This window comes from Nonomuraea sp. NPDC003754 (genome assembly GCF_053605785.1).
In genome coordinates, this window is sequence record NZ_JBSGJX010000001.1 from 387,536 (window position 1) to 405,994 (window position 18,459).

At 73.6% G+C, this 18,459-nt stretch carries 13 protein-coding genes and 1 riboswitch; of the genes, 6 read left to right on the plus strand and 7 right to left on the minus strand.

Annotated elements, in window-relative coordinates:
- Positions 1-3,603, plus strand: a complete 3,603-nt coding sequence (gene cobN / locus ACWEVS_RS01760) for a cobaltochelatase subunit CobN (protein ID WP_452549458.1) — start codon at positions 1-3, stop codon at positions 3,601-3,603.
- Here the strand turns inward: cobN and ACWEVS_RS01765 are convergent.
- The 6 genes from ACWEVS_RS01765 to ACWEVS_RS01790 are packed head-to-tail and all read right to left on the minus strand — an operon-like array spanning position 3,558 to position 9,444.
- Positions 3,558-4,925: a cobyrinate a,c-diamide synthase gene (locus ACWEVS_RS01765; protein ID WP_452549580.1), complete on the minus strand. Its 1,368-nt coding sequence runs from the start codon at positions 4,923-4,925 to the stop codon at positions 3,558-3,560. The two genes, cobN and ACWEVS_RS01765, sit on opposite strands and share 46 nt — an antisense overlap.
- A gap of 8 nt (positions 4,926-4,933) precedes the next feature.
- Entirely contained in the window at positions 4,934-5,536 is a 603-nt protein-coding gene (gene cobO / locus ACWEVS_RS01770; protein WP_354906275.1) for a cob(I)yrinic acid a,c-diamide adenosyltransferase, read from the minus strand.
- Position 5,537: 1 nt separating this feature from the next.
- Positions 5,538-7,655, minus strand: a complete 2,118-nt coding sequence (locus tag ACWEVS_RS01775; RefSeq protein ID WP_452549460.1) for a VWA domain-containing protein — start codon at positions 7,653-7,655, stop codon at positions 5,538-5,540.
- Positions 7,652-8,335: a histidine phosphatase family protein gene (locus ACWEVS_RS01780; RefSeq protein WP_452549582.1), complete on the minus strand. Its 684-nt coding sequence runs from the start codon at positions 8,333-8,335 to the stop codon at positions 7,652-7,654. Before ACWEVS_RS01780 ends, ACWEVS_RS01775 begins: the two co-directional genes overlap by 4 nt.
- A gap of 38 nt (positions 8,336-8,373) precedes the next feature.
- A complete protein-coding gene (locus tag ACWEVS_RS01785) occupies positions 8,374-9,309 on the minus strand; it encodes a CbtA family protein (protein WP_452549462.1) in 936 nt (311 codons plus the stop codon).
- A gap of 9 nt (positions 9,310-9,318) precedes the next feature.
- Positions 9,319-9,444, minus strand: coding sequence for a CbtB domain-containing protein (locus tag ACWEVS_RS01790; RefSeq protein WP_354906281.1), 126 nt, complete (start codon positions 9,442-9,444; stop codon positions 9,319-9,321).
- Positions 9,445-9,541: 97 nt separating this feature from the next.
- Positions 9,542-9,671: riboswitch (cobalamin riboswitch) on the minus strand.
- Positions 9,672-9,921: 250 nt separating this feature from the next.
- On the opposite strand from ACWEVS_RS01790, the gene ACWEVS_RS01795 reads away from it, so the two are divergent.
- Genes ACWEVS_RS01795 through ACWEVS_RS01805 form a run of 3 tightly spaced genes read left to right on the plus strand, consistent with a single transcriptional unit; the run spans position 9,922 to position 15,853 of the window.
- Complete coding sequence (locus ACWEVS_RS01795) at positions 9,922-14,139, plus strand: glycoside hydrolase family 38 N-terminal domain-containing protein (protein ID WP_452549463.1); 4,218 nt, start codon at positions 9,922-9,924, stop codon at positions 14,137-14,139.
- Positions 14,136-14,909 carry a DUF7158 domain-containing protein gene (locus ACWEVS_RS01800; protein ID WP_452549464.1) on the plus strand — a complete coding sequence of 258 codons (774 nt, stop codon included), beginning with the start codon at positions 14,136-14,138 and terminating at the stop codon, positions 14,907-14,909. The genes ACWEVS_RS01795 and ACWEVS_RS01800 overlap by 4 nt, the downstream gene beginning before the upstream one ends.
- Positions 14,909-15,853, plus strand: coding sequence for an ROK family protein (locus tag ACWEVS_RS01805; protein WP_354906286.1), 945 nt, complete (start codon positions 14,909-14,911; stop codon positions 15,851-15,853). The genes ACWEVS_RS01800 and ACWEVS_RS01805 overlap by 1 nt, the downstream gene beginning before the upstream one ends.
- Here the strand turns inward: ACWEVS_RS01805 and ACWEVS_RS01810 are convergent.
- On the minus strand, positions 15,816-15,995 hold the full coding sequence (locus ACWEVS_RS01810; RefSeq protein WP_354906287.1) for a hypothetical protein: 180 nt from the start codon (positions 15,993-15,995) through the stop codon (positions 15,816-15,818). The two genes, ACWEVS_RS01805 and ACWEVS_RS01810, sit on opposite strands and share 38 nt — an antisense overlap.
- Positions 15,996-16,470: 475 nt before the next feature.
- Here ACWEVS_RS01810 and ACWEVS_RS01815 point away from each other — a divergent pair, with 475 nt between their 5' ends.
- Together ACWEVS_RS01815 and ACWEVS_RS01820 are read left to right on the plus strand one after the other, a co-directional pair.
- A complete protein-coding gene (locus ACWEVS_RS01815) occupies positions 16,471-17,688 on the plus strand; it encodes a hypothetical protein (RefSeq protein WP_452549466.1) in 1,218 nt (405 codons plus the stop codon).
- A complete protein-coding gene (locus tag ACWEVS_RS01820) occupies positions 17,685-18,248 on the plus strand; it encodes a DUF3105 domain-containing protein (RefSeq protein WP_452549468.1) in 564 nt (187 codons plus the stop codon). Before ACWEVS_RS01815 ends, ACWEVS_RS01820 begins: the two co-directional genes overlap by 4 nt.
- Positions 18,249-18,459 lie beyond the last annotated feature (211 nt).

Sequence of the window (18,459 nt, forward strand, 5' to 3'; positions counted from 1 at the left end):
GTGCCCGAGAGCACGGCCGTCCTGCTGCTGTCCACCTCCGACACCGACCTGCTGAGCGCGAGGGCGAGCGGCGCGCCGTACCGCCTTGGAAACCCCGCCCGGCTGACGGTCGACGACCTGCCCGCGCTGGTCGAGGGCACGGACCTGGTCGTGGTGCGGCTCCTCGGCGGGCGCAGGGCCTGGGAGGAGGGGCTCGACCGGCTGCTCGCGGGACCGCGGCCCGTGGTGGTGCTGGGCGGCGAGCAGGCGCCCGACGCCGAGCTCATGGAGCTGTCGACGGTCAGCGGCGGCGTCTGCGCCGAGGCGCACGCCTACCTCGCCCACGGCGGCCCGGCCAACCTCGCCGAGCTGCACGCCTTCCTGTCCGACACGGTGCTGCTGACCGGCAACGGGTTCGCGGCGCCCGAACCGGCCCCGGCCTGGGGGCTGCTCGAGAGGGAGCGTTCCGCCGCCGAGGGTCCCGTCGTGGGCGTGCTCTACTACCGCGCGCACCACATGGCGGGCAACACGGCCTTCGTGCGGACGCTCTGCGACGCGATCGAGGCCGCGGGCGGCCGCGCACTGCCGGTCTTCTGCTCCTCGCTCCGCACGGCGGAGCCCGGCCTGCTCGACACGCTGCGGACCGCCGACGCGCTCGTGGTGACCGTCCTGGCCGCCGGAGGCACGCGGCCCGCGACGGCCGGAGCCGGCGGCGACGACGCGGCGTGGGACGTGGGCGCGCTCGCCGAGCTGGACGTGCCGATCCTGCAAGGGCTGTGCCTGACCACGAGCAGGCAGGCGTGGGAGGAGAACGACGACGGCCTGTCACCGCTGGACGCGGCGTCGCAGGTGGCGATCCCCGAGTTCGACGGCCGGATCATCACGGTGCCGTTCTCGTTCAAGGAGGTGGACGCGGACGGGCTGACCGTCTACGCGGCCGATCCCGAGCGCGCGGCCCGCGTCGCCGGCATCGCCGTACGGCACGCCCGGCTCAGGCACGTCCCGAACGCCGAGAAGAAGCTCGTGGTGATGCTGTCGGCCTACCCGACCAAGCACGCGCGCGTCGGCAACGCGGTCGGCCTCGACACCCCCGCGAGCACCGTGAAACTGCTGGCCAGGCTGGCCGGCGAGGGCTACGACCTGGGCGAGGGTCTGCCCGGCGTCGCCGAGGGCGACGGCGACGCGCTGATCCACGCGCTCATCGCGGCCGGCGGCCAGGACCAGGAGTGGCTGACGGAGGAGCAGCTCGCGGCCAACCCGGTGCGCGTGCCCGCCGCCACCTACACCTCCTGGTACGGCACGCTCCCCGCCGAGCTGCGCGAGGCGATGGAGCGGCACTGGGGGCCGCCGCCCGGCGAGCTGTTCGTGCACGAGGGCGACATCGTGTTCGCCGCGCTGCGGGCGGGCAACGTCGTGGTCATGGTGCAGCCGCCGCGCGGCTTCGGCGAGAACCCGATCGCGATCTACCACGATCCGGACCTGCCGCCCAGCCACCACTACCTGGCGGCCTACCGGTGGCTGTCGGCGGAGTTCGGCGCGCACGCGGTCGTGCACGTCGGCAAGCACGGCAACCTGGAGTGGCTGCCCGGCAAGTCGGCGGGCTTGTCGGCCGCGTGCGGGCCCGACGCGGCGCTGGGCGACCTGCCGCTGGTCTACCCGTTCCTGGTCAACGACCCGGGCGAGGGGACGCAGGCCAAGCGGCGGGCGCACGCCGTCCTGGTGGACCACATGGTGCCGCCGATGGCCCGCGCCGACACCTACGGCGACATCGCCCGCCTGGAGCAGCTGCTGGACGAGCACGCCTCGATCGCCGCGATGGACCCGGCCAAGCTGCCCGCGATCAGGGCGCAGATCTGGACGCTCATCCAGGCGGCACGGCTCGACCACGACCTGGGGCTGGCCGACCGGCCGCACGACACGGAGTTCGACGACTTCCTGCTGCACGTGGACGGCTGGCTGTGCGAGGTCAAGGACGTGCAGATCCGCGACGGGCTGCACGTGCTGGGGGCGGCGCCCGAGGGGTCGGTGCGGGTCGACCTGGTGCTGGCGATGCTGCGGGCCCGGCAGATGTGGGCGGGCGCCGAGACGCTGCCGGGCCTGCGGGAGGCGCTGGGGCTGGCCGAGGACGGTACGGCGGGCCTGGCGAGCGTGGACGCGGCCGAGTCGACGGCCAGGGCGCTGGTGGAGGGCATGGAGGCGCGCGGCTGGGAGGTGGCGGCGGCCCGCGAGGTGACCGACGCGGTCCTCGCCCCGTCCGGCGCGCGGCGGGACCTGGTCGTCCGGATCCTGGAGTTCGCCGCCGCCGAGGTCGTGCCCAGGCTGGCCAGGACCGGTGACGAGCTCGACCACCTCCTGCACGCGCTCGACGGCGGCTACGTCCCCGCGGGCCCCAGCGGCTCCCCGCTGCGCGGCCTGATCAACGTGCTGCCCACCGGCAGGAACTTCTACTCGGTCGACCCGCGCGCCGTCCCCAGCAAGCTGGCGTGGGAGACCGGCCAGGCGATGGCCGACTCGCTCCTGGCCCGCTACCGCGCCGACACCGGCGAGTGGCCGCGTTCGGTGGGTCTGTCGGTGTGGGGGACCAGCGCCATGCGGACGGCGGGCGACGACGTCGCCGAGGTCCTCGCGCTGCTGGGCGCCCGCCCGGTGTGGGACGACGCCTCCCGGCGGGTCACCCGCCTGGAGCCGGTCCCGCTCGACGAGCTCGGCAGGCCGCGCATCGACGTCACGGTTCGCATCAGCGGCTTCTTCCGCGACGCCTTCCCGCATGTCGTGGCCATGCTGGACGACGCCGTGCGCATGATCGCCGCCCTGGACGAGCCCGGCGAGGACAACTACGTCCGCGCCCACGTCGCCGCCGACTTCGAGACGCACGGCGACGAGCGCAGGGCCACGATGCGGGTCTTCGGCTCCCGTCCGGGCGCGTACGGCGCGGGCCTGCTGCCGCTGATCGACAGCCGCAACTGGCGGGACGACGCCGACCTGGCCGAGGTCTACGCGGTGTGGGGCGGTTTCGCCTACGGCCGCGACCTGGACGGCGTGCCGGCCCGCCAGGACATGGAGAGCGCCTACCGGCGGATCGCGGTCGCGGCGAAGAACATCGACACCCGCGAGCACGACATCGCCGACTCCGACGACTACTTCCAGTACCACGGCGGCATGGTGGCCACCGTACGAGCGCTCACGGGCCGCGCGCCCGCCGCGTACGTGGGCGACAGCACCCGCCCGGACGCCGTGCGCACGCGCACGCTGTCGGAGGAGACCTCGCGGATCTTCCGGGCGCGCGTGGTGAACCCCAACTGGCTGGCCGCGATGCGGCGGCACGGCTACAAGGGCGCCTTCGAGCTGGCCGCGACCGTGGACTACCTGTTCGGCTACGACGCCACGACCGGTGTGATGGCCGACTGGATGTACGACAAGCTCACGCAGACCTACGTGCTCGATCCCGTGAACAGGGAGTTCATGGAGAAGTCGAACCCGTGGGCGCTGCACGGCATCGCCGAGCGGCTGCTGGAGGCGGCCGAGCGGGGGATGTGGGAGCACCCGGATCCCGACGTGCTGCGGGAGCTGCGGGAGGCCTATCTCAAGGCGGAGGGCGATCTGGAGGACGACACCAGGCGCTGAGCCGACAGCGGCCGGCCCGCCCAGTGCAGGTGCAGGTAGGAGGCGGTCACCAGGGCATCCCCGTGACCGTCTCCGCCGCCTTCCCACCGGAACAGGGGCTCTCCGGCGGCGGTCACGGCCGTCCGGTGGAACTCGTGGCCCCGGTAGCGTTCGCCCGCGCGGGTGAGCAGGGAGTCGCGGGTGGCGGTGGCGTCGCGGTAGCCGAGCGTCAGCCGAGGCGTCATTTCCGCCTTCGCCGCGATTTTTCCGCACATGGGGTGGTTGTCGAGGCTCTCGCACAGGTACAGCAGGCCCGCGCACTCGGCCGCGATCGGGCCCCGGAACGCGGCGATCTCCCGCTTCAGCGGCTCGTTGGCGGCCAGGTCGGCCGCGTACATCTCAGGGAAGCCGCCGCCGATCACGACGGCCGCGGTGCCCTCGGGGAGCGCCCGGTCGCGCAGCGGGTCGAAGGTGACCACGTCGGCTCCGGCCGCCCGCAGCAGTTCGGCGTGCTCGGCGTACCCGAAGGTGAACGCCGCTCCCCCGGCCGTCGCCACCACCGGCCGGCGCCCACCCCCTGAGCTCACCGCCGGCCCCTCGGGCCGGGTCTCCTCGGTGGCCGCCTCCCGGAGGGCCGCGGCCGGGCTCCACGGCCGCGCGCGCAGCGCGGGAGCCGTGCGCGCCAGCCGTACCAGCGCCTCCAGGTCGCACGAGCGGGCCACCAGCGCGCCCAGCCGCTCCACGGCGGCCACCGCCTCGCTCTCCCGCTCGGCGGCCGGGATCAGGCCCAGGTGGCGCGAGGGCGTCGAGACCGCGTCGTCCCGCCTGATCGCGCCGAGCACCGGCACCCCCGCCGCCGCCAGCGCCGACCTGCACAGCTCCTCGTGGCGGTCGGAGCCCACCCGGTTGAGGACCACCCCGCCCACCCGCACCCGCGGGTCGAACGTGGCGAACCCGTGCACCACCGCGGCGACCGACCTGCTCTGCCGCGCCGCGTCCACGACGAGCACGACGGGGGCCTCCAGCAGCCTGGCGACGTGCGCGGTCGAGGCGACGTCGGTGTCCGCCCTGCCGTCGAACAGGCCCATGACGCCCTCGACCACGGCGACGTCCGCGCCGGACGCGCCGTGCAGGAACAGCGGCGCCACCAGGTCCTCGCTGGTCAGCCACGGGTCCAGGTTGCGTCCGGGCCGTCCCGTCGCCAGCGCGTGGTAGCCGGGGTCGATGTAGTCGGGGCCGACCTTGTGCGGCGAGACGCGCAGCCCGCGCGCCCGCAGCGCCGCCATGAGTCCCGTCGCCACGGTCGTCTTGCCGCTCCCCGAGGCGGGCGCGGCGATCACCAGGCGCGGGACTACCACTCGATGCCCTTCTGGCCCTTCTGGCCGGCGTCCATGGGGTGCTTGACCTTGCCCATCTCCGTCACCAGATCGGCGGCGGCCAGCAGCTTCTCCGGCGCGTCCCTGCCGGTGATCACGACATGCTGGCTCCCCGTACGGCCGGCGAGCGTCTCCACCACGTCGTCCAGGTCGAGCCAGCCCCACTTGAGCGGGTAGGTGAACTCGTCGAGCACGTAGAACCGGTAGGTCTCCGCCGCCAGGTCGCGCTTGATCTGCTCCCAGCCCTCGCGGGCGTCGGCGGCGTGGTCCTCCTCCGTGCCGGGGCGCTGGATCCACGACCAGCCCTCACCCATCTTGTGCCAGCTCACCGGCCCGCCCTCGGCCGAGTCGCCCAGGACGCGCAGCGCCCGCTCCTCGCCGATACGCCACTTGGCCGACTTCACGAACTGGAACACGCCGATCGGCCAGCCCTGGTTCCACGCCCGCAACGCCATCCCGAACGCGGCCGTCGACTTGCCCTTGCCGGGGCCGGTGTGCACGATCAGCAGCGGCCGGTTCCTGCGCTGCCTGGTGGTGAGGCCGTCGTCGGGGACGACCTCGGGCTTGCCCTGCGGCATCTCAGCCCGCCTTTCTGTAGTCGCGGATGAGGTCGTCCATCCCGTCGAGCGGGATGAGGCGGGCGCGCAGCCTGGTCGCCAGGCGTCCGGCCAGGCCGAGCCGTACGGGGCCGGACTCGCAGTCGACGACCACGCTCGCCGTACCGTTGAGCAGGGCGGCCGCGCGGTCCACGTCGCCGCCGGCGGTGGCGCGGCCGTCGGTCACCACCACCAGCAGCGGCCTGCGGTCCGGGTCGCGCATGCGCTCCACGCGCAGCACGTCGGCGGCGCGGGCCAGGCCCGCCGCCAGCGGGGTGCGCCCGCCGGTCGGCAGCGCGCGCAGCCGTGCCGCGCCCGCCTCCACCGACGAGGTCGGCGGCAACGCCACCTCGGCGGCGTTCCCCCTGAACGTCACCATGCCGACCTTGTCGCGCCGCTGGTAGGCGTCGAGCAGGAGGCTGAGCACGGCCGTCTTCACGGCGGTCATCCGCTTGCGCGCGGCCATCGAACCGCTGGCGTCGACGACGAACAGCACCAGGTTGCCCTCCCTGCCCTCCTTCACCGCCTCGCGCAGGTCCCCTGCACGGATGAGCAGGCCGGGCGCGGTGCGCCCGCGCTCCTTCTGGTACGGCGCGGCGGCGACGAGTGTCGCGGTGAGGTGCACCGAGCGCAGGTGCCCCTCGGGGACCCGGGAGCCGGTGGTACGGCCGTGCGGGGTGCGGGCCCGCGACCGCCTGCCGGACGCGCCGTCGCCGAGGCCCTCCACCGTCAGCCACGGCACCCGGTACGGCGCCGCCACCCCGGCCACCTGGACCAGGCCCTCCCCGTCCACGGACGCGTCCTGGCCGGTGGGGGCGCTGTCGCGGTCGTGCTGCGGGGTCCGGGCGGCGCCGTTTCCGCTCGCCGCGTCGCCAGCCTCTCGCCCGTCCTTGCCGTGTCCGTCCTGGTTCTGCCGGTTCTCGGCGCGGGCGGCCGGGGCGTCGGACGGCGGTCGACCGCCGTCCTCCGTGCCGCCCCCGCCCGAGGGGCCGTCGGGGCCGTAGGACCCGTCGGGGCCTTCGGGGGCGGTGTCGGGGTCTGAGCCGGTGTCAGGGTCGGGGTCGGGGTCGTCGTCGGGGCGCTCGTCCTGCGAGGTCCTGGCCAGCAGCTCCTCCAGGAGCCGCTCGTCCAGCCCCGGCGCGTCGAACGGGTCGCGGCGCCGCCGGTGCGGCAGCGACAGCCGGGCCGCCACCCGCACGTCCTCGGTCGTCACCACCCGCGAGCCCCGCCAGGCGGCATGCGCGACTGCGGCGTTCGCCGTGACGAGGTCGGCGCGCAGGCCGTCCACCTCGAAGGCCGCGCACACCTCCGCGATCTGCCGCAACCGCGCGTCCGGCAGCTCCACCGCCGCCAGACGTTCCCTGGCCGCCGCGATGCCGGCCGCCAGCTCCGCCTCCTGGGCCGTCCAGCGTGCCGCGAAGCCCTGCGGATCCGCGTCGTGCGCCATGCGCCGCCGTACGACCTCGGCCCGTTCCGACGGGTCCCGCGACGCCCGCACCTCCACCGTCAGCCCGAACCGGTCCAGCAGCTGGGGCCGCAGCTCGCCCTCCTCCGGGTTCATGGTGCCGACCAGCAGGAACCTGGCCGCGTGCCGTACCGAGACGGCCTCGCGCTCGACGTAGCAGGTGCCGAGCGCGGCCGCGTCCAGCAGCAGGTCCACGAGGTGGTCGTGGAGCAGGTTGACCTCGTCCACGTACAGCACGCCCCTGTGCGCGGCGGCCAGCAGCCCGGGCTCGAACGCCTTCACGCCCTCCGTCAGCGCCCGCTCCAGGTCGAGCGACCCCACCAGACGGTCCTCCGAGGCGCCCACCGGCAGCTCCACCAGCGCGGCCGCCCTGGTGACCACCTGCTCGCCCGGCTCGTGCGGCCCGTCGGGACACGTGGGGTCGGGCGCGACGGGGTCGCACGCGAACCTGCAGGCGGCCAGCACGTCCACCGGCGGCAACTGCGCGGCCAGCGCCCTGACGATCGTGGACTTCGCGGTGCCCTTCTCCCCCCTGACGAGCACGCCGCCGACGCGGGGGGAGACGGCGTTGAGCACCAGCGCCAGCTTGAGATCGTCCAGACCGACGACGGCGCTGAAGGGATAGGTGGCGGTCACGGTGTGGCCTTCCGGTTGACGTACCCGATCCGCCAGCCCTCGCGGGAGGCGGACACCTGCGTGAGAGAAAGAGGGGCGATGTCGAATCGCGCGGCGACGAGAGGGCCGACGCCGAGCGCATGTCCCAGCACCGCCCGCACCACCGCCACGTCGCACACGACCACCCACCCCCGCCCGCCCGAACCCGGGCCCGACCGCCCCGAGGTGCCGGGTTCCGGTGAGGGGGCGTCGGGGCGGGCGAGCTCGCCTGGTGGGGTCTCGCGAAGGGACTCCACCCAGCGGACCACCCTGTCCGCCGCTTCGACGTGCGACTCCCCACCGCGCGGCGCGGCGCCGGGGTCGGCGAGCCACCGGGCGAAGGACTCCGGGTCGGCCTTCACGACCTCCTCGTACGGCAGGCCGCGCCAGCTCCCGTAATCCGGTTCGGCCAGCTCGGGCACGACCACGGGCGCCAACCCGAGCGCCACGGCCGTCTCCCGAGCCGCCCGCCCCGGAGCGACGAACGCCGTTCCACCCTCCCCGAACACCCCGGAACCCGGTGTTCCAGGAGATGACGGTGCCGGAGATGACGGTGTTCCGGGGTGAAGGACGGAGGCCAGGGTTCGGCTCAGGCGCTGGGCCGTTTCGAGGCTCGCCGCGTCGGCGCGTTCCTCCCCCGTAGGGAAGCGCGCGCCACGCATGCCCGGTGTCGAGGCATGCCGTACGAACAGCACCCTGGTCAGCTGACCCGCGCCTTCGCCCGTTCGCCCGCCACCGCGAACAACACCCCGAAGGCCACCCAGAACACCACCTGGGTGCCGAGGGAGGCCAGCCGGAAGTCCCACAGCAGCGAGGCGGGGAAGCCGGGCGGCACCTCGTCGACGCGCGGCAGGAGCACCCACGCGGCGATCACGGGAATCAGGAAGGTCACCCCGCCCACCAGGCCCTTCGCCCAGACGCCGGGCACGGTGACCCTGCGGGTGGCGGCGACGGCGATCGCGATGGAGGCGAGGCCGACGAGGACCGTCACGACGTAGAGCAGCGTTCTGGCGTTGATGGTTTCGGGGTCGCCGACAGCGGGTGGGTTGGCGGGATATTTCAGGAAGGGGACCAGGGTGATGGCACCGAACGCGCACGCTGCCGTCACGATCGCCAGGCCAGGCTCCGACCTGGGGCCGACCCTGCCGCGCAGTGCGGCGAAGACGAGGGCGAAGATGCCGCCGACGGCCAGGCCGTACAGGCCGGTGGCCAGGAAGAGGCCGACCTTCTGTACCGGCCTGCTGACCACGGCCTCCTCGCCGTGGCTGTGGCCGGCCGAAGCGCCGTCGTCGTGACTGTGCGCCTCCTCGCCGCCGCCTGCCGGGGCCGACGGCCGAGCCGCGTCCCCCGGGGCCGACGGCTGAGCCGCACCATCCGTCGAGGCTGACGGCTGAGCCGCATTAGCCGGAGCGGACGGCTGAGCCGCGCTGTCCGCCGGGGCGGACGGCTGAGCGGCGCCGTCGGAATAGTGGGAGGACGGGGTGTCGCCGCCGTCAACCGATACGGCGGCTGCCGCCTCCTCCAGGGCGATCGCGGCGTCGACGCGCGGCTCCCCCACGAAGAAGGCGAACACGCCCGCGACGAGTCCGGCCAGGAGCCCGACGAGCAGGCCCCTGACCACCAGGGACTTGACCATGACGCTGCCTCAGTGGCAGGGCACGCCGAGCAGGTGACGCCCGTCGTGCATGAGCTCGTGCAGGAGCGTGCCGGTCTGCGAGATCGCGCCGTTGTCCATGAGGACGAGGTACGCGAGCAGCATCAGAACGGGCACGGCCAGCAGCCAGCGCGTGAGACGGTGAAGCGGAATTGCGGTTACGGACGTGGACAGACCACTCATGTGAAGCCTCCTCAGGGATGACGCGTCCCGCTGGTTGAGGTCGCGACGGTCAGGTGACCTGGCTCCCGGGGCTGTGGGCCCCGGATACAGTGGCGCGTCCGCACCGGCATCTCACCGGATTTCCCCTGATTCGCCGCGAAATCTACCGGAACGTATCCCTTTCTCCGGGTCTCGTCAACATCACCCGATCCTGTTCGGGCCCTTTCTGAGATGTAGATGCCCACGTCCGGGGTTTCCGGCGCGCCACGAAGGACTGTCCCGGCGCAGGCGGGGCACGGACTGTCCGCTTCCAGGAAACGCCGGGATCAGCGTTCCCGGGGAGAGCGGGCGCGGGCTATGACAACGTTGCCATTGATCTTGATAGGACCTAGTGTGACGGCGACCGCCCCCTAGAACGCCGAGGGAGACCCCGTGCCCGTTCGCCTGTTGACCGCCGAGTCGACCGACCTCTTCGTCGGGAGGGAGGCGCAGCCGTACCAGGTCCTCCGGGTCACCGCCGAGCAGGGTGAGCACGACGCCGACTTGGAGGTGCGCGGCGACGGCGTGGCGGGACGCGCGGTCGTGCCCGCCGGCGAGGGGACCGTCGTGGTGGAGGTCCCGCTGGAGGTGAACGCCGAGCCGGGGACCGTCCTGCCGTGTGTGGTCACCTCGGCCGGCGACGAGCTCGCCGCCCAGGTGACCGTGGAGGAGCCGGGCTGGACGATGCACATGGTGTCGCACTTCCACTACGACCCCGTCTGGTGGAACACGCAGGCCGCCTACACCAGCCCGTGGGAGCTGCTGTCGGGTGACGCGACCACCAGGCCGCTGTGGGAGCGCAACGCGTTCGCCCTGGTGGAGGCGCATCTGGCGCTCGCGGCACGCGACCCCGACTACAAGTTCGTGCTGGCCGAGATCGACTACCTGAAGCCGTTCTTCGACACCCACCCCGAGCGCAGGGCCGACCTGCGCCGCCTGATGGCCGAGGGCAGGGTGGAGCTGATGGGCGGCACCTACAACGAGCCCAACACCAACCTGACCGGCGCCGAGACCACGATCCGCAACATCGTGTACGGCATCGGCTACCAGCGCGACATCCTCGGCGGCGAGCCCCGTACGGCATGGCAGCTCGACGCCTTCGGCCACGACCCGCAGTTCCCCGGCTACCTCGCCGCCGCCGGGCTGACCGGCAGCGCGTGGGCGCGCGGCCCCTTCCACCAGTGGGGCCCGATCAGCAAGAACTTCAAGCAGGCCAAGAACGACGCCACGCTGATGCAGTTCCCGAGCGAGTTCGAGTGGATCTCGCCCTCGGGGCTCGGTGTCGTGACGCACTACATGCCCGCGCACTACTCGGCGGGCTGGTGGATGGACTCCTCGGCGACGCTGGAGGAGGCGATGGCGGCGGTTCACGAGCTGTTCGCGAGCCTGAAGCCGGTGGCCGCCACCAGGAACGTGCTGCTGCCCGTCGGCACCGACTACACCCCGCCGAACAAGTGGGTGACGGAGATCCACCGGGAGTGGGCGGCGCGGTACGTGTGGCCGAGGTTCGTCTGCGCGGTGCCGCGCGACTTCTTCGCCGCGGTCAGGGCGGAGACCAGCACGTTCAGCCCGCAGACGCGCGACATGAACCCTGTCTACACCGGCAAGGACGTCTCCTACATCGACACCAAGCAGGCCCAGCGCGCCGCCGAGGTGGCCGCGCTCGACGCCGAGCGGCTGGCCGCCTTCGCGTCGCTGCTGGGTCTGGGCCGCTACCCGCACACGGCGCTGGACAAGGTGTGGCGGCAGCTGGCCTACGGCGCCCACCACGACGCGATCACCGGCTCCGAGTCCGACCAGGTCTACATCGACCTGCTCACCGGCTGGCGGGAGGCCTACGACCTGGCGGCCGACGCCCGCGACCGCGCGCTCGACGCGCTGCTGGGCCGGGTGGCCGTGGACGGCCGCTCGGTCGTCGTCACCAACACGCTCTCCTTCGCCCGTGACGGCCTGGTCAGGGTACGGCTGGAGCCCGGGCTGCGGGTGGACGCCCCCTCCGTCGTCGAGGACGGCACGCACGTCTTCCTCGCCGAGGACGTGCCCGCGCTCGGCTGGCGGTCCTACCCGGTGGTCGAGGGCGAGGCGGACGGCTGGCGGCCCGTCGAGGGCCACACCGTCGAGAGCAACCGCTGGCGTGTCACCGCCGACCCGACCCAGGGCGGCGGCCTGACCTCCGTCACCCGTGACGGCCGCGAACTGCTCACCGGTCTGGCCAACGAGCTGCGGCTCTACGAGGAGTACCCGCAGCACCCGGACATGGGCGAGGGCCCGTGGCACCTCATGCCGACGGGCGCGACCACCGCCTCGGGCGCGACCACCGCGACCGTGCGGGCGGAGACCAGCCCGCACGGCTCCCGCCTGGTCGTCTCAGGAGAGGTCGGCGACCTGACCTACGAGCAGGTCGTCACGCTGAGGGACGAGCGGGTCGAGTTCACCACCCGCGTCCTCGACCACACGGGCGCCGACCGGCTGCTCAGGGTTCGCTTCCCGGCTCAGGTGCGCGGCGCGCTGCCGGTCTCGGACGTGGCGGGCGCGGTCGTCGGGCGCGGTTTCGCCCTGCCCGACGTGGACAGCGCCGAGCACCCGTGGACGCTGGACAACCCGGCCAACACCTGGTTCGGCCTGTCGTCGACCGCCCGCGTCGACCTCGGGCCCGCCGGTGCCCGCGCCATCGGCGTGGCGGAGATCGTCGTGTCCTCCCAGGAGGCGGCGGCCACCGCCCGTGACCTGGTGGTGGCGCTGGCCAGGGTGGGCGTGACGGCGACCGTCTCGTCGGCCTCGGGCTCCAGGTACGGCTGGCTGGACGTCGACTCCAACCTGCCCGACGTGCGCATCGTCCTGGGCGGCCCCGACACCAACCCGCTGGCCGCCGAGCTGCTGTCGCGCAGCGACCCGGCCTTCCTCGACGCGCTCAAGTCGGGCGAGCGGCGCGTGTGGGTGCCGGCCGAGAAGCCGCTGGCCGAGGTGTGGCAGCCGAGCGCCGACCTGCGCGACGTGCGGGCCCTGCCCGCGCTGATCGTGGCCGACCCCGCCGACACGCTGCTGGACGGCGCGGTCGTCCACGCGTCGTGCCCGCTGGGGCGCGAGGAGCTGGAGGACAGGACGGTCGCGCTGCTCGCCTACGGCCTGCCGGGCTTCGCCGTCGACCCCTCGGGCGCGCTGCACCTGTCGTTGATGCGGTCGTGCACGGGCTGGCCGTCCGGCGTGTGGCTGGATCCGCCGCGCCGTACGACGCCTGACGGGTCGGGCTTCCAGCTGCAGCACTGGACGCACGAGTTCTCCTACGCGCTGGCGGCCGGTGACGGCGACTGGCGCGCGCTCGGCCTGCCCGCGGCGGGACAGGAGTTCATCACGCCGCTGCTGCCGCGCGTCCTGGACGCGCAGGGCGGCGACCTGCCGTCGCCGCACTCGCTGCTGCGCGTGGACCCGCCGCGCGAGGTGCTGTTCAGCACGGTCAAGGCCACCGGCAACCCGCACGCGCACGGCCTGTCCGGGGCCGGGGCCGGGGACGGGAACGGGGACGGGGACGGGGACGGGGTGACGATCAGGCTTGTCGAGTCGACCGGCCTGGGCGCGACCGCCGCCCTGCACTCGCCGGTGCTCCCGCTCGACGCGCTGGTCCCCTCCGACCTGCTCGAAACCCCCGACCGGCCGACCCCGTCCGGAGAGAGCCACGCCACGCCCGACCGGCCGACCTCGTCTGGGGCAGGCCACGCCGCTTCCGACCGGTCGGCCGGCTCCGGGCCCGTCGCGCCGCTCGAGCTGTCCGGCGCCGAGGTGGCCACGTTCGTCGTCCCTGCGGTGCTCGACCAGGCGGGCGCGGAGCTCGGTGCGACGGCTGAGCCGGCGCAGCCGGTCTACAGCCGGTACTGGCTGCACAACAAGGGCCCGGCGCCGCTCGGCTACCTGCCCGTGAGCCTGGCCGTCTCCCCCGGCCTGGTCACCCCCGAGGGCCCGTTCGAGGTGGACGTCGTCGTCTCCTCCCACCTGGTGGACGCGGCCCACGAGGGCGTCGTGACCCTGGACCTGCCCGGCGGCTGGACGGCCGAGCCGTCCCGGCGGGTCTTCCGCCTGGAGCCCGGCGGTCATGCCCGCTTCCCCTTCACCGTCACGCCGGCGCAGGGCTCCGGCCTCCACTTCGTGACCGCCCGCACCCGGGTGGGCGAGCAGGTGATCGAGGACGCCGTCACCGTCGCCCTCGGCCCGGTCCCCGAGCTGCCCGCGCCGGTCGAGTCGGTGCCCGAGGACGGGGTCGCGGCGCGGGGCACCACGGCCGCCGACGGCAGGCCGACCGGGTTGACGGTCCGCGCCGTCACCGGCTCGCTGTCGCTGCGTCCCGGCGACCGGGCGGCCCTGACCGTGCGGCTGGCCAACACGACCGCGGGGACCATCCGCGGCGAGGCCCAGCTCGCCTCCCCGTGGGGCACGTGGGAGTTGCTGCCCGAGGTCGTCCAGGGCTTCGAGGTGGCTCCCGGCGAGACGGTGGACGTCGCCTTCCCCGTCACGGTCCCGCCCGACGCTCAGGAGCTGCGCTCGTGGGCGCTGGCCAAGGTCATGTGGTTCGGCAGGTGCCAGTACGCGCCAGCCGTCCGCCTGGAGGTGGCACGATGACGCGCCCGCAGGTGATCGGCACGGTCGACGGGCAGCCCGTCCCCCGTGAGCTGCTCGACGTCCGCCTGCGCGACCTGCGCGAGGGGCCGCTCAGCGCCGCGCTGCCCACGCCCGGCAGCCCCGAGGACAGGCAGATGGCCCGCTGGGTGACGCAGGTCGTCCTGACCGAGGTCCTGTGCGAGCGGGAGGCGCTGGCCAGGGGCCTGGCGCCGCTCGAAGGACCGCCGCTCGACCGCCTCGCCGCGGTCGAGCTGGGCTCCATCAACGCCGCCGCCTGCAACGGCAGCCCGTGGGTGCGCGCCGTCCACCGTGCCGTGGCCGCCGCGGCGCAGGTCCCGCCGGCCTGGTCGGCTCCCCCTCCGGCCGCCCGCACCCCCCTCCACCTGGTACGGCACGCCCTGTTCGGCGACGAGCCGGCCGCCCGCGCCGCCACGCCCGGCGACCTGGAACGGCTCGGCGCGATCAGTCTCGACTCGCTGCCTTCCGCGATCGCCGAGGCGTTGCGGCGCCTGCCGTACGGGACGCAGGCCGGGCCGGTCCGCGACCCGCTGGGCTGGCACGTGGCCGTCGCCGAGCCCGCGCCCGTCACCGACCCGGGCGCCCGCAGCGACAGCGGCAGCGGCTCCGGGGACGCGCCGCTCGCCGAGGCCGCCGGGCGGCGCGCGTTCGCCCGCTGGCTGGACGAGCAGCGGGCCACCCGGGTGGAACTCGTCCCCGGTCTCGAACATCCTGGCGACCCTCGCCAGCCCGACAACCACCACAAACACTGATGACCCACGTACTGGCCGTCGACATCGGCGGCACCAAGCTCGCGGCGGCCCTCGTCGACCGCGCGGGAACCGTCCTGCGCTCGGCCACCCGCCCCACTCCGCGCGAGGACGTCTTCGGCGCGCTCGCCCTGCTCGTCGGCGAGGTCGTGGCCGAGGGCCCGGCGCCCGTCGCGGTCGGGATCGGCTGCGCGGGCCCGCTGAACCTGGCCACCGGCACGGTCAGCCCCGTCAACATCGGCACCTGGCGCGGCTTCCCGCTGCGCGAGCGGGTGCGGGAGCTCACCGGGCTGCCCACCGTGCTGGCGGGCGACGCCCAGTGCTTCGCGCTGGGCGAGCACTGGCTCGGCACCGGCGCCCGAAGCCCGTCGATGCTCGGCATCGTGGTCTCGACGGGCATCGGCGGAGGGCTGGTCATCGACGGCGCGCCGCTGCTCGGCCCCACAGGGAACGCCGGACACGTCGGGCACATGACGGTCGACCCCGCCGGCGAGCCGTGCGCGTGCGGGAGCCGGGGCTGCGTCGAGAGGTACGCCAGCGGGCCCAACCTGGTCCGCTGGGCCGTCGAGAACGGCTGGACCCCCTCGCCGGAGGGGGCCGCTCCCGACGGGGCGCTGCTGGCCGGGGACGCCGCGGCGGGTCACCCCGTGGCGCTGGCGGCGTTCGAGCGGGGCGCCCGCGCGCTGGCCGCGATGATCGTCTCCACGGCCGCCGCGGTCGAGGTGACGGATGTGGTCATCGGCGGCGGCGTGGCCAACGCGGGCCCGATCCTGTTCGACCCGCTCCGCCGCGCGATGGACGAGCTGGCAGGACTCGACTTCGTCCGGCGGGTCGAGATCCGCCGGTCCAGGCTGGGTGTGCGGGCCGCGCTGGCCGGGGCCGCCAAGCTGGCCTGGACGGCGACGCCGGCTACCGCCGTTCCGCCTGAGCCTCGCGACGCTCGATGATCCTTCGCGTGTAGGGGATGACCTCCACGACCTTCGCCCCGAGGTAGGCGCCGATGAAGGCCAGCACCAGCAGGACGATCGGACTCGTGGCGAACCCGTTCACCGTCACGAACACCTGCAGGATCACGTCGAGCATCGGCATATGCGGACTCCGGGGAAAGAACCAGACAGAGGACTCACCATAACCGGCGGCCACGCATGGTCGACGCGGTTCAAACCTGTCCCGGCCGCCACTGTCTTCTCCCATTCGCCTTCGCCTTTCCGCGGCAAGGAGGCGAAGAGGATTCGGATGCCGATCCGATAGCCGGCGTTTCTACGGTTGTCCCATGCCTCGAGGAGAGCGGCCTCCAATGGGGGGGCGGGGGCACTCGCCTGCGCTGGTCGCCGCGCTCTTCCTGGCCGGAACACCCGACGCGGGCACGCCATCGGGCCGCCCGCCGACCGTGGAAGGGAGGCGAACCATGAGGATCGAGATCAAGCGGATCGAGAACGTCCGTCTGACCGGCGACTGCTTTGGCACCTGGAACAACCCTTGCGGGTGACGAGTCGCGTGGTCATGAGTCCCGGACGGCGCAGCCGTCCGGGACTCATGACCGGAGGAAGGAAGGAGGGGCACCTTGTCCGAGGAGGAGGCAAGGGCGGCGCTGTGCCGCTTCGTCGTCGGTCACGACGGGAACGATTTCGTGATCGGCCGGCCCGATCTCGGCGTGTACGTAGCGGTGCCCGAGCCAGGGGCCGTGTTCGTCGAGGCCGTGCGGAACGGAAGCGCACTCGCCGAGGCGACGGCCAAGGCCAGTGACGTGGCAGGTCAACCGGTCGACGCCGACGACTTCCTGGACGGGCTGGCCGCGGCGGGGCTCCTGGAGCCGCCGCACCTCCCCGGCGCCGGGCGCGCGCGGAGCAGGCGCCGGATCCGCTGGATCGAGGGCGTCAGCCAGGTGTCGGCCCGGCGCCTGTTCGGCGTCGGCGCGTGGACCGTCTACGGCCTGGCATGGGTGTTCGTCGTGGCCGTGCTGGCGCTGCGGCCCGACCTGCGGCCCGCCTACGAGCACGGGTGGTGGTTACCCGATCCGGTGATATCGGTTCTCGTGCTGTTCCCCGTCAGCGTCGCGCTGACCGCCTGCCATGAGGGGTGGCACTGGCTCGCCGGACGCGCCGCCGGCATACCGGCGGTCTTCCGCGTGTCCTACCGGGGCGCTTTCCTGGTCTTCGAGACCGATCTCACGCAGATCGTGGCCACGCCGCGGAACCGGCGTTACGGTCCCTTTCTCGCCGGGATCGCCATCGACGGCCTCGTCATCGCCTGCGCGCTGGCCGTACGGCTGGCCAATCGCGACGGGTGGCTGGCCGTGCCCGGCGTTGTGGACCGGTTGCTCGCGGCCGTGGTCCTGGTCCAGTGCCTCGCCGTCGCCTGGCAGTTCGCGGCCGTGTTCATGCGCAGCGACATGTACGCGGTGCTGGCCAACGCGCTCCGCTGCCACGACCTGTACCGGACCACCTGGCTGCTGTTGAAGGACCGTCTGTGGCGGCTGTCCGCGGGCGAGGCGGCTGAACTGGCCGCGACGGGCGAGCGCGATCGGGCGGTCGCCCGGTGGTTCTCCCTGCTGTACCTGGCCGGAATGATCGGCGTCGTATGGCTGGTACTGAACTTCGGCCTCCCCTTCATGATCGGAATGGTGACCTGGGCGGCCGCGAATCTCGCCGGATTCCAGCTCACGTCCTGGGTGTTCTGGTCGTCGCTGCTCATGGCGATGTTCGTGGTGGTTCCCCGGGTGGCCCCCGCGTTCCTCGCTGTCCGGGAGCACCGGCGGCGGAAGGAGGGCGCGTTGCGATGAGCCGGCGATGGATCTGGCGGCTGGCGACCGGCGCCGCTCTTGCCGCCACGCTCATGGCGCTCGCCTCAGGGCCGTACCAGGTCATCTTCGGCTCCGTCACGGGGTCGGTCGCGAGCAGCAGGCACGCGCCGTGCCTGCCCGGCCTCGAGGTGCCCGTTCTCGACAGCCCGCACATCCCCGAGGCGGAAGGCGCGGGCGTCCGCTACAACTCCCAGCCGCCGACGTCGGGGCCGCACTTCGCCTTCACCGTGGCGACCGGAATCTACGACTCCCCTGTCCCTCCCGGCCTGTACGTGCACGCGATGGAACACGGTCATGTCGTCATCCACTACTCACCGGACACGCCACCGGCGCGGGTGGACGCGCTGAAACGGATCGCCCGCCGGTACGGCGCCGACGTCGTCATGTTCCCCGACCCGGCGATGGGCGGCGGCATCGCCCTCACCGCCTGGGGCAGGCTCGACAGGATGATCGAGCCCGACGAGCCTCGCATCTCGGCCTTCATCGAGAGGCTGAGCGGGCGCTACGTCCACGGCTGGAGCAACCCGACCGACTGCTGAGTCGATAGCGATTGGATAGCGCGGTTTCGGAGGATACCTGGGACATCGTTCGTCTCCGAGAGGAATCCTGATGCGCGCGTTCTTCGCCTCGTTACTGAGCGGGCTCGCCCTTGTCACCGTGCTCACCGCGGCGTCCACACCATCCGAGAACGAGGGACAGACGCGACCGGCGACCGTCCTGGCAGGGCCGTGCGGCCCCTTGTGGGGGACG

Coding starts and splice junctions, on each gene's coding strand:
- cobO (WP_354906275.1), bottom strand. CDS start 5,536: ATGCCGCAGGGCAAGCCCGAGGTCGTCCCCGACGACGGCCTCACCACC.
- ACWEVS_RS01780 (WP_452549582.1), bottom strand. CDS start 8,335: ATGCGTGGCGCGCGCTTCCCTACGGGGGAGGAACGCGCCGACGCGGCG.
- ACWEVS_RS01785 (WP_452549462.1), bottom strand. CDS start 9,309: ATGGTCAAGTCCCTGGTGGTCAGGGGCCTGCTCGTCGGGCTCCTGGCC.
- ACWEVS_RS01800 (WP_452549464.1), top strand. CDS start 14,136: ATGACGCGCCCGCAGGTGATCGGCACGGTCGACGGGCAGCCCGTCCCC.
- ACWEVS_RS01805 (WP_354906286.1), top strand. CDS start 14,909: ATGACCCACGTACTGGCCGTCGACATCGGCGGCACCAAGCTCGCGGCG.
- ACWEVS_RS01810 (WP_354906287.1), bottom strand. CDS start 15,995: ATGCCGATGCTCGACGTGATCCTGCAGGTGTTCGTGACGGTGAACGGG.
- ACWEVS_RS01820 (WP_452549468.1), top strand. CDS start 17,685: ATGAGCCGGCGATGGATCTGGCGGCTGGCGACCGGCGCCGCTCTTGCC.